Origin of the sequence: Pseudomonas sp. B7(2017) (assembly GCF_002112745.1) — a bacterium.
GTDB lineage: Bacteria > Pseudomonadota > Gammaproteobacteria > Pseudomonadales > Pseudomonadaceae > Aquipseudomonas > Aquipseudomonas ekonensis.
The window spans coordinates 630,693-645,043 of the sequence record NZ_NEIP01000002.1 but is presented as its reverse complement, the minus strand read 5'-3'; the positions used below and the strand labels follow the sequence as shown (position 1 = coordinate 645,043).

The window sequence follows — 14,351 nt, the reverse complement described above, 5'->3', positions numbered from 1 at the left end:
TCTGGTCACCCGGCGATATCGCGGAGGGCGATCTCGCTCATGATGCGTTCAAGCACCTGGTCGATGGACAACTCCGTGGAATCCAACTGTATCGCGTCGGCCGCCGGCTTGAGCGGGGCTACGCTTCGCTGGGTGTCACGCTCGTCGCGCGCACGGATCTCATCTAGCAGACTCGACAGACTAACACCCTCGACTTTGCCCTTCAACTGCAAATATCGGCGGCGCGCCCGCTCCTCGGCACTGGCCGTCAGGAAAATCTTCAGGGGGGCGCCGGGAAAGACCACCGTGCCCATGTCGCGGCCGTCGGCCACCAGGCCCGGCATTTCCTGGAAATCGCGCTGGCGCTGCAGCAGCGCCTCGCGCACCGCCGGCAACGCCGCCACCTGGGAGGCGCCGGCGCCGACGCTCTCGGTGCGGATGACATCGCTGACTTCGTCGCCTTCCAGGATGATGCGCTGCAGCTGACCGTTCGTCGCCGGGATGAACTGAACATCCAGATGAGCGGCGAGTTTCTTAAGCAGCTCTTCATTGGTCAGGTCGACACCATGGTTGCGCGCCGCGAACGCCAACAGGCGATACAGCGCGCCGGAGTCCAGCAGGTTCCAGCCCAGGCGCTCGGCCAGAATGCCGGCTACCGTGCCCTTGCCCGAGCCGCTTGGCCCATCGATGGTGATGACCGGTGCGATGCTGTTCACGACTGTGCCTCTTTTGCCACACGGATGCCCACCTGCGCGCACAGCGCCAGGAAGTTCGGGAACGAGGTCGCGACGTTGGCGCAGTCATGGATGCGGATCGGCGCATCGGCGCGCAGCGAGGCCACGCTGAAGGCCATCGCGATGCGATGGTCGCCGTGACCGTGCACTTCGCCGCCGCCGATGCGGCCGCCGTCGATGATGATGCCGTCCGGGGTCGGTTCGCACTTGACGCCCAGCGCCAGCAACCCGTCCGCCATCACCTGGATCCGATCCGATTCCTTGACCCGCAGCTCTTCGGCGCCGGTCAGGACCGTGCGGCCCTCGGCGCAGGCAGCGGCCACGAACAGCACCGGGAACTCGTCGATGGCCAGCGGAACCAGCGCCTCGGGAATCTCGATACCTTTGAGTTTAGCTGCCCGCACCCGCAGGTCGGCCACCGGCTCGCCGCCGACTTCACGCTGGTTCTCCAGGGTGATGTCCGCGCCCATCAGGCGCAGGATGTCGATCACGCCGGTGCGGGTCGGGTTGATGCCGACGTGCTCGAGCACAAGCTCGGAGCCCTCGGCGATCGAGGCCGCCACCAGGAAGAACGCCGACGAGGAAATGTCGCCCGGCACTTCGATGTGGGTTGCGGTCAGCTTGCCGCCCGACTCGACCGAGGCGGTCGCGCCGTCGACGTCCACCGAATAGCCGAAGCCGCGCAGCATGCGCTCGGTATGGTCGCGGGTCGGCGCAGGTTCGGTGACGGTGGTCTTGCCGTCGGCGTACAGGCCGGCCAGCAGCAGGCAGGACTTCACCTGGGCACTGGCCATCGGCATGGTGTAGGTCAGGCCCTTGAGCTTGTTGCCGCCGCGGATGGTCATCGGCGGACGACCCTCGGCGGCGGTTTCGATCACGGCGCCCATCTCGCGCAGCGGATTGGCCACGCGGTTCATCGGACGCTTGGACAGCGAGGCGTCGCCGGTCAGGGTGCTGTCGAAGTCCTGCGCCGCCAGCAGGCCGGACAGCAGGCGCATCGAGGTGCCGGAGTTGCCCAGGTAGATCGGGCCCGGCGCCGGCTTGAGGCCGTGCAGGCCGACGCCGTGAATGGTCACACGACCGTGGTGCGGGCCTTCGATGACCACGCCCATGTCGCGGAACGCCTGCAAGGTCGCCAGAGCGTCTTCGCCCTCAAGGAAACCTTCGACTTCGGTGACGCCTTCAGCCAGGGAGCCGAGCATGATCGAACGGTGGGAAATCGATTTGTCGCCCGGTACGCGAATCCGACCGGACAGGCGGCCACCAGGTTGAGCCAGGAAGATCAGATCGTTGGAGTTCATAGCGTCCACATAGGCCCTGCGGGCCAGGATTTTACTGAAATGCTCGCGGGCAACCCGGGCGCGCGTGAAGACGCCCAACAGTTGGTGCCCATCCCCTGCATCGACCGCGTCGCGCAAGGCGTCGAGATCGCTGCGAAATGTATCGAGTGTGCGCAGGACCGCCTCGCGGTTGGCGAGGAAGATGTCGTGCCACATGACCGGGTCGCTTCCGGCGATTCTTGTGAAATCGCGGAAACCGCCCGCAGCGTAACGGAAGATCTCCAGGTTTTCATTGCGCTTGGCCAGCGAATCGACGAGACCGAAGGCCAGCAGGTGCGGAAGGTGGCTGGTCGCGGCCAGCACCTCGTCGTGACGGTCGACCTGCATGTGCTCGACGTCGGCACCCAGTTCGCGCCACAAGCGATCGACGACCGCCAGCGCTTGCGGATCGGTCTGCTCCAGCGGCGTCAGGATCACTTTGTGACGGCGGAACAGCTCGGCATTGGAGGCTTCCACGCCGCTCTGCTCGGAACCGGCGATCGGATGCCCCGGCACGAAACGCGACGGCATGCCGCCGAACGCTTGCGTGGCCGCGCGCACCACATTGCCCTTGGCGCTGCCGACGTCGGTCAGGATCGCCTGCCCCAGCTCCATGCCGGCCAGACGGCCCAGCACTTTTTCCATGGCCAGGATCGGCACGGCCAGCTGGATCACGTCAGCGCCCTGACAGGCGGCGAGCAGATCCTCCTCGCAGCGATCCACCACGCCCAGCTCGACCGCAAGCTTGCGCGACTGCGGGTCGAGATCGACCCCGACCACTTCGCGGCACAGGCCGCTTTCCCGCAAGCCCTTGGCAAAAGAACCACCGATCAACCCCAGACCGACCACCACCAAGCGACCGATCATAGGTGCAGCAGGTTGCAGCGCAGTGACATCAACCACGGGCCAAAACCTTGCTCAACGCTTCGAGGAAGCGACGGTTTTCCGCCGGCAGACCGATGGTCACCCGCAGATGGTTCGGCATGCCGTAGTTGGCCACCGGACGCACGATCACGCCCTCGCGCAGCAGCCCCTGGAACACCGGCGCCGCCTCCCGGCCGAGGTCGACGCAGATGAAGTTGCCCTTGGACGGAATCCAGCTCAGCCCCAGATCGCGGAAACCCGCCTCGAGCTGCTGCATGCCGGACTCGTTGAGCTGACGGCTCTGCGCCAGGTAGTCCTCATCCTTCAGCGCAGCGCAAGCCGCCGCCAAGGCCAGGCTATTGACGTTGAACGGCTGCCGTACGCGGTTCAGCACGTCCGCCACCACCGGCGTGGAGAGACCGTAGCCCACGCGCAGGGCCGCCAGGCCATAGGCCTTGGAGAAGGTGCGCGACACCAGCAGGTTCGGGTAGGCCGCCAGGAAGTCCAGGCCGTCCGGCAGGTCGGAGCCTTCGGCGTACTCGATGTACGCCTCGTCCAGCACCACCAGCACATGCTCCGGCACGTCCTGCAGGAATTCGTCCAGCGCTTCGGCACCGAACCAGGTGCCGGTCGGGTTGTTCGGGTTGGCGATGAACACGACACGGGTGTTGGCGTCGATGGCCGCCAGCATCGCCGGCAGGTCATGCCCCCAGTCCTTGGCCGGCACGACCTTGGCCTGCGCGCCGACGGCCTGGGTCGCGATCGGGTACACCGCGAAGGCGTGCTCGCTGAACACGGCATTCAGGCCCGGGGCCAGGTAGGCCCGCGCCACCAGTTCCAGAATGTCGTTGGAGCCGTTGCCCAGGGTCACCTGGTTCAGCTCGACGCGGCATTGCTCGGCAAGCAACGACTTGAGCGCAAAACCGTTACCGTCCGGATAGCGGGTCAGTTCGGCCAGCTCGTCGCGAATGGCCGCCAGGGCCTTCGGACTTGCGCCCAACGGGTTCTCGTTGCTGGCCAGTTTGACGATGCTGGCCGGATCCAGGTCCAGCTCGCGGGCCAGTTCGTCCACAGGCTTGCCCGGAACGTAGGGCGAAAGTTGCTGCACGCCCGGCTGCGCCAGGTCGAGGAAGTTACCGCTCATTAGGCTGATACCCCTTAGAGAACTGCTTTCGGGTAGGAACCCAGCACCTTGAGTGCCACCGCTTCCTGACTGATCTTCTCCAGCACACCCTTGACCAGCGGGTCGCGGTGATGGCCGACGAAGTCGATGAAGAACACGTAGGTCCACTTGCCGCTGCGCGACGGACGGGTCTCGATGCGGGTCAGGTCGATGCCGTTGTCATGGAACGGCACCAGCAGCTCGTGGAGCGCGCCGGGCTTGTTGCTCATGGACACGATGATCGAGGTCTTGTCGTCCCCGGTCGGCGGCACTTCCTGGTTGCCGATCATCAGGAACCGCGTGGAGTTGTCCGGACGGTCTTCGATCTTCTCGGCCAGACGGGTCAGGCCGTACAGCCCGGCCGCCATGTCGCCGGCGATCGCCGCCGAGTTCCACTCGCCCTTGACCCGCTTGGCCGCCTCGGCGTTGCTCGGCACCGCTACGCGCTCGACGTTCGGGTAATGGGCGTCCAGCCACTTGCGGCACTGGGCCAGCGACTGGGCGTGGGAATAGATGCGGGTGATGCTGTCGGTCTTGGTGTTCTCGCCCACCAGCAAGTGATGGTGAATGCGCAGCTCGACTTCGCCGCAGATCACCATGTCGTGCTCGAGGAAGCTGTCGAGGGTGTGGTTGACCGCACCTTCGGTGGAGTTCTCCACCGGCACCACGCCGAAGTTCACCGCACCGGCGGCCACTTCGCGGAACACCTCGTCGATGGCCGCCATCGGCTTGCTGATCACGGCATGGCCGAAGTGCTTCATGGCCGCCGCCTGGGTGAAGGTGCCTTCCGGGCCGAGGTAGGCCACTTTCAGCGGCTGCTCCAGCGCCAGGCACGAGGACATGATCTCGCGGAACAGCCGCGCCATCTCTTCGTTGCCCAGCGGCCCCTGGTTGCGCTCCATCACCCGCTTGAGCACCTGGGCCTCTCGCTCGGGCCGGTAGAACACCGGCACCTCGCCTTCGGCCAGCGACGCCATCTTCACCCGGGCGACTTCCTGGGCGCAGCGCGCACGCTCGCTGATCAGGTCCAGGACCTTTTCGTCCAGAGCATCGATGCGCAGGCGCAGCGCCTTGAGTTCTTGTTCGGACATCAGCCGTGTTCCTTCTCGAACTCCGCCATGTACGCCACCAGCGCGTTGACCGCGTTGATGTCGACAGCGTTGTAGATGGAGGCGCGCATGCCGCCCACGGAGCGGTGCCCCTTGAGGTTCAGCAGGCCATGTTCTTCGGCGCCGGCCAGGAACGGCTTGTCCAGACGGTCGTCGGCCAGGCGGAACGGCACGTTCATCCAGGAACGGTCCGATTTCTTGATCGGGTTGTTGTAGAGGCCGCTGGCGTCGATGAAGTCATACAGCGTGCGCTGCTTGGCGTCATTGAGCTTGGCGATGGCCTCTACGCCGCCCTGCTCCTTCAGCCACTGGAACACCAGGCCGGACAGGTACCAGGCCAGGGTCGGCGGGGTGTTGTACATCGAGCCGTTGTCGGCCGCGACCTTGTAGTCGAGCATGGTCGGGCACAGTGCGCGGGCCTTGCCCAGCAGGTCTTCGCGGACGATGTTGACGACGATGCCGCTCGGGCCGATGTTCTTCTGGGCTCCGGCGTAGATCATGCCGAAGCGAGAGATGTCCACCGGGCGCGAGAGGATGTCGGACGACATGTCGGCCACCAGCGGGACGTCGCCGGTTTCCGGGATCCACTGGAACTCCAGGCCGCCGATGGTTTCGTTCGGCGCGTAGTGAACGTAGGCCGCGTCTTTCGACAGCGTCCACTCGTCCTGGCCGGGAATGGCGAAGTAGTCATAGGGCTTGGCGCTGGCGGCGACGTTGACGCGGCCGTAGCGGGACGCCTCTTCGATGGCCTTGTGCGACCAGATGCCGGTGTCGATGTAGTCGGCGCTGCCGCCTTCGGGCAGCAGGTTCAGCGGGATCTGCGCGAACTGTTGGCTCGCGCCGCCCTGCAGGAACAGCACTTTATAGTTCGAGGGGATATTCAGCAGGTCACGCAGATCCTGCTCGGCCTGGGTGGCGATGGAGACGAACTCATCGCTGCGATGGCTCATCTCCATGACCGAAAGACCCTTGCCGTGCCAGTCGAGCAGCTCGGACTGGGCACGCAACAGGACAGCTTCAGGCAGCGCAGCGGGACCTGCGCAGAAGTTATAGGCTCGTTTGCTCACATCCACTCTCGCTATGCAATCACGGTAGCGGACAGAGCAAACACTCTGCCCTGCTACGATTGGGTTAGTCTTGCGACTCTTCTTCGTCTGCGGCGTCCGCCTGCAGGTTGTCGCCTGCGTCGTCCGGCTCGGCGCCGATCACGCCGTCGTCCAGCTCGACACCCTCTTCACCTTCAAGCTCGTCACCCTCGATTTCCGACGGTTCCTGCACCCGCTCAAGGCCCACCAGGGTCTCGTCCTTGGCCAGCTTGATCAGGGTCACGCCCTGGGTGTTACGGCCCAGGCTGGAGACTTCGTCGACACGGGTACGCACCAGCGTGCCCTGGTCGGAGATCAGCATGATCTCCTCGCCGTCGAGCACCTGCACCGCCCCGACCAGACGGCCGTTGCGCTCGTTGCTGACCATGGCGATCACGCCCTGGCCGCCACGCTTGTACTCAGGGAACTCGGAGATCGCGGTGCGCTTGCCGTAGCCGCGCTCGGAAGCGGTGAGGATCTGGCTGCCCTCTTCCGGGATCAGCATGGAAATCAGCTTCTGGCCTTCCGGCAGGCGCATGCCGCGCACGCCGCGGGCGGTACGGCCCATGGCACGAACGTCGGATTCCTTGAAGCGGGTGACCTTGCCGCCGTCGGAGAACAGCATCACTTCGCGTTCGCCGTCGGTGATGGCCGCGGAGATCAGCACGTCGCCTTCGTCCAGCTCCAGCGCGATCAGGCCGACGCTGCGCTGACGGCTGAAGGATTCCAGCGGGGTCTTCTTCACGGTGCCGTTGGCGGTGGCCATGAAGATGTAGTGGCCTTCGGTGTATTCCTCGACCGGCAGCATGGTGGTGATGTACTCACCGTCATCCAGCGGCAGCAGGTTGACCAGCGGACGGCCGCGGGCGGCGCGGGACGCCTCCGGGATCTCGTAGGTCTTGAGCCAGTACACCTTGCCCTTGCTGGAGAACAGCAGCAGCGTGGTGTGGCTGTTGGCGACCAGCAGGTGAGCGATGTAGTCCTCGTCCTTGACGCCGGTGGCCGACTTGCCTTTGCCGCCGCGACGCTGGGCCTGGTAAGCGGCCAGCGGCTGGGTCTTGGCGTAGCCGCCGTGGGAAATGGTCACGACGCGATCCTCTTCCGGGATCATGTCGCCCAAGGTCAGGTCCAGGCGCGCATCGAGGATTTCAGTGCGGCGCACGTCGCCGTATTCGGCGCGGATCACTTCCAGCTCTTCGCGGATCACTTCCATCAGGCGCGCGGAGCTGTTGAGGATGCGGATCAGCTCGCCGATCTGGTTGAGGATCTCCTGATACTCGGCCAGCAGCTTCTCGTGCTCCAGGCCGGTCAGGCGGTGCAGGCGCAGTTCGAGGATGGCCTGGGCCTGCTCCGGCGACAGGAAGTACTTGCCTTCGCGCAGGCCGTACTGCGGATCGAGGTTCTCCGGACGGCACGAATCGGCGCCGGCGCGCTCGACCATCGCCATCACGGCGGTGGATTCCCACGGGGTGCTGACCAGCGCTTCCTTGGCCTCGGACGGCGTCGGCGACGCCTTGATCAGGGCGATCACCGGGTCGATGTTCGACAGGGCGACGGCCTGGCCTTCGAGGATATGGCCGCGCTCGCGGGCCTTGCGCAGTTCGAACACGGTGCGGCGGGTGACGACTTCGCGACGGTGGCGCACGAAGGCTTCCAGCAGGTCCTTGAGGTTGAGGATCCGCGGACGGCCGTCGATCAGGGCCACGATGTTGATGCCGAACACGCTCTGCAGCTGGGTCTGGGCGTAGAGGTTGTTGAGCACCACCTCCGGCACTTCGCCGCGGCGCAGCTCGATCACGATGCGCATGCCGTCCTTGTCGGATTCGTCGCGCAGCTCGGTGATGCCTTCGAGTTTCTTCTCTTTGACCAGCTCGGCGATCTTCTCGATCAGACGCGCCTTGTTCAGCTGGTACGGCAGCTCGGTGACGACGATCTGCTGACGGCCGCCGACCTTGTCGATGTCTTCGATGATCGAGCGGGCGCGCATGTAGATGCGGCCGCGGCCGGTGCGGTAGGCCTCGATGATGCCGGCACGGCCGTTGATCACGGCGGCGGTCGGGAAGTCGGGGCCGGGGATGTGCTGCATCAGCTCATCGACGGTCAGCTCGGGGTTGTCGATGAGGGCCAGGCAACCGTCGATGACCTCGCCGAGGTTGTGCGGCGGGATGTTGGTCGCCATGCCCACGGCGATGCCGCTGGAGCCGTTGACCAGCAGGTTGGGGATCTTGGTCGGCATGACCGCCGGGATCAGTTCGGTGCCGTCGTAGTTCGGCACCCAGTCCACGGTTTCCTTGTGCAGGTCGGCCAGCAGCTCATGCGCCAGCTTGGTCATGCGCACTTCGGTGTATCGCATGGCCGCGGCGTTGTCGCCGTCCACCGAACCGAAGTTGCCCTGGCCGTCGACCAGCAGGTAGCGCAGGGAGAAAGGCTGGGCCATGCGCACGATGGTGTCGTACACCGCGGTGTCACCGTGCGGGTGGTACTTACCGATCACGTCACCGACCACACGGGCGGATTTCTTGTACGGCTTGTTGTAGTCGTTGCCCAGTTCGCTCATCGCGAACAGCACGCGACGGTGCACGGGCTTCAAGCCATCGCGCGCATCCGGCAGTGCACGGCCGACGATCACGCTCATCGCGTAGTCGAGATAGGACTGTTTCAGCTCGTCTTCGATATTGACCGGGAGGATTTCTTTGGCCAGTTCGCCCATGAGAAGCCTGATTCCTTTTTTCTGGTGAAACTTCGTCATATCCATATGGGACCAACGAAGCTCGTCGCTGCAGGCCGGATGCCATGCCACGACTTACGACAAATCGGCGCGCTGCGGCGCGGATTTGCGCAGTGAAGACAACTCCGCGGAGCTGTCTCGGAAAACGCCGGATGTTATCACAACAGCCGCCACGCACCTATCCCCCAGATGCGCATGGAGCATAGTTAGATGACCGATGACAGCCTTAAAGGGGACGTGAGGGGCTCAGAGGCTCATCGGGCGCAAAAATCGGGCCCGAATTGCAGATGTTTGTTGACCTTAAGGCCCCGATCGCCAGCCGGTTGGATCCCACAGGTGGGGCGGCCGGCGCCATTGATGCGAAAGCAAGCCTGCGCGCGACGGCAATGCGCAGGCCGCCCACCGGTCTCAATGCAGGCGCTTGCGGCACATCAGCTGGGCCATTTTCGCGGCGTCCGGGCGCTCAACCACGCCCTTCTCGGTCACGATCGCATCGATCAGATCCGCCGGCGTCACGTCGAACACCGGATTGAAGGCCTGGACATCCGCCCCGACGCGCTTGCCGCCGACCTCCAGCAGTTCGGCGCCGTCACGCTCTTCGATCGGGATGTCGTCGCCGCTGGCCAAGTTCATGTCGATAGTCGAGCTCGGCGCCACCACCATGAAGCGCACGCCGTGGTGCATGGCGTTGACCGCCAGCTGATAGGTGCCGATCTTGTTCGCCACGTCGCCGTTGGCGGTGATCCGGTCGGCGCCGACGATCACCCAGGTGACGCCCTTGGTCTTCATGATGTGCGCGGCGGCGGAGTCGGCATTGAGCGTGACAGGAACGCCTTCGTTGGCCAGCTCCCACGCCGTCAGGCGCGAGCCCTGCAGCCAGGGCCGGGTTTCGTCGGCGTACACATGCTCGACCATGCCCTCGATGAACGCGGCGCGGATCACGCCCAGCGCAGTGCCGAAGCCGCCGGTGGCCAGGGCGCCGGTGTTGCAGTGGGTGAGCAGCGCCTGGGCGTTGCCCTGGTGCTTGCGGATCAGGTCGACGCCCAGCTGGGCCATGGTCAGGTTGGCTTCGCGGTCGCTTTCATGGATGGCGACGGCTTCGGCCTCCAGCGCCGCCAGCGGATCGGCGTGCTCCTTGAGGCGCTCCAGGCGTTCGCGCATGCGGCCCAGCGCCCAGAACAGGTTGACGGCCGTCGGGCGGGATTGCGCCAGCAGCGCGAAGTCTTCCTCCAGCGCCGCCTGCCAGTCGCCGCCGGCCGCGAACCGGGCACGGGCGGCCAGCACCACGCCATACGCCGCCGCGATGCCGATGGCCGGCGCACCGCGCACCACCATCGAGCGTATCGCTTCGGCCACGCCGGCGGCGCCGGTGTAGGCGATCCAGGTTTCCTCGAACGGCAAAATACGCTGATCCAGCAGGTAAAGCGCGCCATCACGCCAATCGATGGCCTTCACTTTCTCTGCAGCCAACAGACGATCGCGCATCCCTCACCCCGCACTCATGAACAAAAGCGGCCGATTATAGCGATCCCCCCGCGAAGACGCTCGGGTATACTTCGCCATCCTTCACAAAAGCCCTGGAACCGATCCTCGATGCCGAAACCTGCCATTGCGCTCGACTTACTCTTGCTGCCGACCTGGCTGGTACCCGTCGAACCCGCAGGCGTGGTGCTCAAAGACCACGGCCTGGGCATCCGCGACGGTCGCATCGCGTTCATCGGCCCGCGCGCCGAAGCGCTCAAGTGCGACGCCGCCGAGGTTCGCGAGTTGCCGGACACGCTGCTCAGCCCAGGCCTGATCAACGCCCACGGCCACGCCGCGATGACCCTGTTCCGTGGCCTGGCCGACGACCTGCCGCTGATGACCTGGCTTGAGAACCACATCTGGCCCGCCGAAGCCAAGTGGGTCGACGAGGCGTTCGTGCGCGACGGCACGGACCTGGCCATCGCCGAGCAGATAAAAGGCGGCATCACCTGTTTCTCGGACATGTATTTCTTCCCGAAGGTTGCCTGCGAGCGCGTGCACAACAGCGGAATCCGCGCGCAGATCGCCATCCCGATCCTGGATTTCCCGATTCCGGGCGCCGCCGACGCCGACGAAGCCATCCGTCAGGGCGTCGAGCTGTTCGGCGACCTCAAGCACCACGAGCGCATCAAGGTCACCTTCGGCCCCCACGCACCCTACACCGTGGGCGACGAGAACCTGGAAAAGATCCGGGTGATCGCCGAAGAGCTCGACGCCTCCATCCACATGCACGTCCATGAGACCGCGTTCGAGGTGCAGCAGGCCACCGAACAGCGCGGCGAGCGCCCGCTGGCCCGCCTCGGCCGCCTCGGCCTGCTCGGCCCGCGCTTCCAGGCCGTGCACATGACCCAGATCAGCGATGACGACCTGGCGTTGCTGGTAGAAAGCAACACCAGCGTGATCCACTGTCCGGAATCGAACCTGAAGCTGGCCAGCGGCTTCTGCCCGGTGGAGCGGCTGTGGCAGGCCGGCGTCAACGTGGCGGTCGGCACCGACGGCGCGGCCAGCAACAATGACCTGGACCTGCTGGGCGAGACCCGCACCGCCGCGCTGCTGGCCAAGGCCGTCGCCGGCTCGGCCACCGCGCTGGACGCCCACCGGGCGCTGCGCATGGCCACCCTCAACGGCGCCCGGGCGCTGGGCATCGACGCGCAGACCGGCTCGCTGGAGCTCGGCAAGGCGGCGGACATCGTCGCCTTCGACCTCTCGGGGCTTGCGCAGCAACCGGTCTACGACCCGGTTTCGCAACTGATTTATGCCACCGGACGCGACTGCGTGAAACACCTTTGGGTCGCCGGCAAGCCACTGCTCGACGACCGGCGCCTGACGCGCATGGACGAACAGCAGCTGGGCGAGACCGCCCGGGCCTGGGGCCTGCGCATCAGCGGCCGCACCGAATCGTAAACACCCCGGGGCAGGCTCCGGGGCTACAGACCTTTTCAGTTTTTCGAGGATTCAATGATGAGCAACGTCGACCACGCCGAAATCGCCAAGTTCGAGGCCCTGGCCCATCGCTGGTGGGACCGCGAAAGCGAGTTCAAACCGCTGCACGACATCAACCCGCTGCGGGTCAACTGGATCGACGAGCGGGCAAGCCTGGCCGGCAAGAAAGTCCTCGACGTCGGCTGCGGCGGCGGCATCCTCAGCGAGGCCATGGCCCAGCGCGGCGCCACGGTCATGGGCATCGACATGGGCGAAGCGCCGCTGGCGGTGGCGCAGCTGCATCAGCTGGAATCGGGCGTGAACGTCGAATACCGGCAGATCACCGCCGAGGCCCTGGCCGAGGAAATGCCCGAGCAGTTCGACGTGGTCACCTGCCTTGAGATGCTCGAGCACGTGCCGGACCCGTCTTCGGTGATCCGCGCCTGCATGCGCATGGTCAAGCCCGGCGGCCAGGTGTTCTTCTCCACCATCAACCGCAACCCCAAGGCTTACCTGTTCGCCATCATCGGCGCCGAATACATCATGAAGCTGCTGCCGCGCGGCACCCACGACTTCAAGAAGTTCATCCGCCCGTCCGAGCTGGGCGCCTGGAGCCGCGCCGCCGGCCTCACCGTCAAGGACATCATCGGCCTGACCTACAACCCGCTGACCAAGCACTACAAGCTGGCGGCGGACGTCGACGTCAACTACATGATCCAGACCCTGCGCGAGGAGTGAGCCGATGACCATCAGAGCAGTCCTTTTCGACATGGACGGCACCCTGCTCGACACCGCGCCGGACTTCATCGCCATCTGCCAGGCGATGCGCGCGGAGCGCGGCCTGGCGCCGATGAACGACAAGCACATCCGCGACGAGATCTCCGGCGGCGCCCGGGCCATGGTGGCGGTGACGTTCTCCATGGATCCGGAATCGCCGGGCTTCGAGGAACTGCGCCAGGAGTTCCTGGAGCGCTACATGGCCGGCTGCGCCGTGCACAGCAAGCTGTTCGACGGCATGGGCGAGCTGCTGGCGGACATCGAAAAGGCCAACCTGACCTGGGGCGTTGTCACCAACAAGCCGGTGCGCTTCGCCGAACCGATCATGCAGCAGCTGGGGCTGGCCGAGCGCTCGGCGCTGCTGATCTGCCCGGATCACGTGAAGAACAGCAAACCGGATCCGGAGCCGCTGATCCTGGCCTGCAAGATGCTCGACCTGGATCCGGCCAGCGTGCTGTTCGTCGGCGATGACCTGCGCGACATCGAGTCCGGGCGCGACGCCGGCACCAAGACCGCCGCCGTGACCTACGGCTACATTCACCCGGACGACAACCCGCGCCACTGGGGCGCGGACGTGGTGGTGGATCACCCGCTGGAGCTGCGCAAGGTCATCGACAGCGCGCTGTGCAGCTGCTGAATGCAGGAGCCGCTCACCTGACGCCTTCGCGGGCAGGCCCACTCCCCCAGGCCCTGCGAAATACCTGTGGGAGCGGGCTTGCCCGCGATGACCGCGCAGCGGTCGCTTGGAAGCACTTACCGTTTTGTTGAGGTTTTTATGTTTGACTACTCCGCCCGCCCCGAACTGCTCAAGGACCGCGTCATCCTGGTCACCGGCGCCGGCCGCGGCATCGGCGCCGCCGCCGCGAAAGCCTACGCCGCCCACGGCGCGACCGTGCTGCTGCTGGGCAAGACCGAAGCCAACCTGACCCAGGTCTACGACGAGATCGAAGCGGCCGGCCATCCGCAGCCGGCGGTGATCCCGTTCAACCTCGAGACCGCCCTGCCCCACCAGTACGATGAGCTGGCGGCGATGATCGAGACCGAATTCGGCCACCTCGACGGCTTGCTGCACAACGCCTCGATCATCGGCCCGCGCACCCCGATCGAACAGCTCTCGGGCGAAAACTTCATGCGTGTCATGCAGGTCAACGTCAACGCCATGTTCATGCTGACCAGCACCCTGCTGCCGCTGCTCAAGCTGTCGCAGGACGCCTCGGTGGTGTTCACCTCCAGCAGCGTCGGACGCAAGGGCCGCGCCTACTGGGGCGCCTACGGCGTCTCCAAGTTCGCCACCGAGGGCCTGATGCAGACCCTGGCCGACGAAGTCGACACCGTGGCTCCGGTGCGCGCCAACAGCATCAACCCGGGAGCGACCCGCACCAGCATGCGCGCGCAGGCGTACCCGGGGGAAAACCCGCTGAACAACCCGACGCCCGAGGAGATCATGCCGGTCTATCTGTACCTCATGGGCCCGGACAGCGCAGGCATCAACGGGCAGGCGTTCAACGCCCAGTGATGCCATACGTCGCTTTTGTTGCCGCGGCGGTTTCCCGTCGCGGCAGGTTTTTACCGCTCATCCGTGACCGCATCAGTCAATAAACCAGCGCCTCGCTCCTCCCTTCAGTCACAACCCATTGATTCGTAACGA

11 protein-coding genes are annotated in these 14,351 nt (G+C 65.5%); 4 read left to right on the top strand and 7 right to left on the bottom strand.

What is annotated here, in order from left to right:
- Positions 1-5: 5 nt before the first annotated feature.
- The 7 genes from cmk to mtnA all read right to left on the bottom strand — a co-directional run bounded on the left by cmk (position 6) and on the right by mtnA (position 10,465).
- Positions 6-695, bottom strand: coding sequence for a (d)CMP kinase (gene cmk, locus CAG29_RS06435; protein ID WP_085578046.1), 690 nt, complete (start codon positions 693-695; stop codon positions 6-8).
- Positions 692-2,899, bottom strand: coding sequence for a bifunctional prephenate dehydrogenase/3-phosphoshikimate 1-carboxyvinyltransferase (locus tag CAG29_RS06430; protein ID WP_256576782.1), 2,208 nt, complete (start codon positions 2,897-2,899; stop codon positions 692-694). The genes cmk and CAG29_RS06430 overlap by 4 nt, the downstream gene beginning before the upstream one ends.
- A 28-nt stretch (positions 2,900-2,927) precedes the next feature.
- Positions 2,928-4,040 (bottom strand): histidinol-phosphate transaminase, encoded by a 1,113-nt coding sequence (hisC, locus tag CAG29_RS06425; RefSeq protein WP_085578048.1) that lies wholly within the window; start codon positions 4,038-4,040, stop codon positions 2,928-2,930.
- 14 nt (positions 4,041-4,054) lie between these two features.
- A complete protein-coding gene (pheA, locus tag CAG29_RS06420) occupies positions 4,055-5,149 on the bottom strand; it encodes a prephenate dehydratase (RefSeq protein ID WP_085578049.1) in 1,095 nt (364 codons plus the stop codon).
- Positions 5,149-6,234: a 3-phosphoserine/phosphohydroxythreonine transaminase gene (serC, locus tag CAG29_RS06415; protein WP_085578279.1), complete on the bottom strand. Its 1,086-nt coding sequence runs from the start codon at positions 6,232-6,234 to the stop codon at positions 5,149-5,151. Before serC ends, pheA begins: the two co-directional genes overlap by 1 nt.
- 64 nt (positions 6,235-6,298) lie before the next feature.
- On the bottom strand, positions 6,299-8,962 hold the full coding sequence (gene gyrA, locus CAG29_RS06410; protein WP_085578050.1) for a DNA gyrase subunit A: 2,664 nt from the start codon (positions 8,960-8,962) through the stop codon (positions 6,299-6,301).
- 426 nt (positions 8,963-9,388) lie between these two features.
- On the bottom strand, positions 9,389-10,465 hold the full coding sequence (gene mtnA / locus CAG29_RS06405) for an S-methyl-5-thioribose-1-phosphate isomerase (protein ID WP_085578051.1): 1,077 nt from the start codon (positions 10,463-10,465) through the stop codon (positions 9,389-9,391).
- Between the two features lie 108 nt (positions 10,466-10,573).
- On the opposite strand from mtnA, the gene CAG29_RS06400 reads away from it, so the two are divergent.
- The 4 genes from CAG29_RS06400 to CAG29_RS06385 all read left to right on the top strand — a co-directional run bounded on the left by CAG29_RS06400 (position 10,574) and on the right by CAG29_RS06385 (position 14,219).
- Positions 10,574-11,908, top strand: coding sequence for a TRZ/ATZ family hydrolase (locus tag CAG29_RS06400; protein WP_085693992.1), 1,335 nt, complete (start codon positions 10,574-10,576; stop codon positions 11,906-11,908).
- A 57-nt stretch (positions 11,909-11,965) separates the two neighbouring features.
- The gene (ubiG, locus tag CAG29_RS06395; RefSeq protein ID WP_085578053.1) at positions 11,966-12,664 is read left to right on the top strand and encodes a bifunctional 2-polyprenyl-6-hydroxyphenol methylase/3-demethylubiquinol 3-O-methyltransferase UbiG; all 699 of its coding nucleotides are present in this window, start codon (positions 11,966-11,968) and stop codon (positions 12,662-12,664) included.
- A gap of 4 nt (positions 12,665-12,668) precedes the next feature.
- The gene (gene mupP, locus CAG29_RS06390) at positions 12,669-13,340 is read left to right on the top strand and encodes an N-acetylmuramic acid 6-phosphate phosphatase MupP (protein WP_085578054.1); all 672 of its coding nucleotides are present in this window, start codon (positions 12,669-12,671) and stop codon (positions 13,338-13,340) included.
- Positions 13,341-13,478: 138 nt separating this feature from the next.
- Positions 13,479-14,219, top strand: coding sequence for a YciK family oxidoreductase (locus tag CAG29_RS06385; RefSeq protein WP_085578055.1), 741 nt, complete (start codon positions 13,479-13,481; stop codon positions 14,217-14,219).
- Positions 14,220-14,351 lie beyond the last annotated feature (132 nt).

Coding starts and splice junctions, on each gene's coding strand:
- CAG29_RS06430 (WP_256576782.1), bottom strand. CDS start 2,899: ATGATCGGTCGCTTGGTGGTGGTCGGTCTGGGGTTGATCGGTGGTTCT.
- hisC (WP_085578048.1), bottom strand. CDS start 4,040: ATGAGCGGTAACTTCCTCGACCTGGCGCAGCCGGGCGTGCAGCAACTT.
- pheA (WP_085578049.1), bottom strand. CDS start 5,149: ATGTCCGAACAAGAACTCAAGGCGCTGCGCCTGCGCATCGATGCTCTG.
- gyrA (WP_085578050.1), bottom strand. CDS start 8,962: ATGGGCGAACTGGCCAAAGAAATCCTCCCGGTCAATATCGAAGACGAG.
- mtnA (WP_085578051.1), bottom strand. CDS start 10,465: ATGCGCGATCGTCTGTTGGCTGCAGAGAAAGTGAAGGCCATCGATTGG.
- CAG29_RS06400 (WP_085693992.1), top strand. CDS start 10,574: ATGCCGAAACCTGCCATTGCGCTCGACTTACTCTTGCTGCCGACCTGG.
- ubiG (WP_085578053.1), top strand. CDS start 11,966: ATGAGCAACGTCGACCACGCCGAAATCGCCAAGTTCGAGGCCCTGGCC.
- mupP (WP_085578054.1), top strand. CDS start 12,669: ATGACCATCAGAGCAGTCCTTTTCGACATGGACGGCACCCTGCTCGAC.
- CAG29_RS06385 (WP_085578055.1), top strand. CDS start 13,479: ATGTTTGACTACTCCGCCCGCCCCGAACTGCTCAAGGACCGCGTCATC.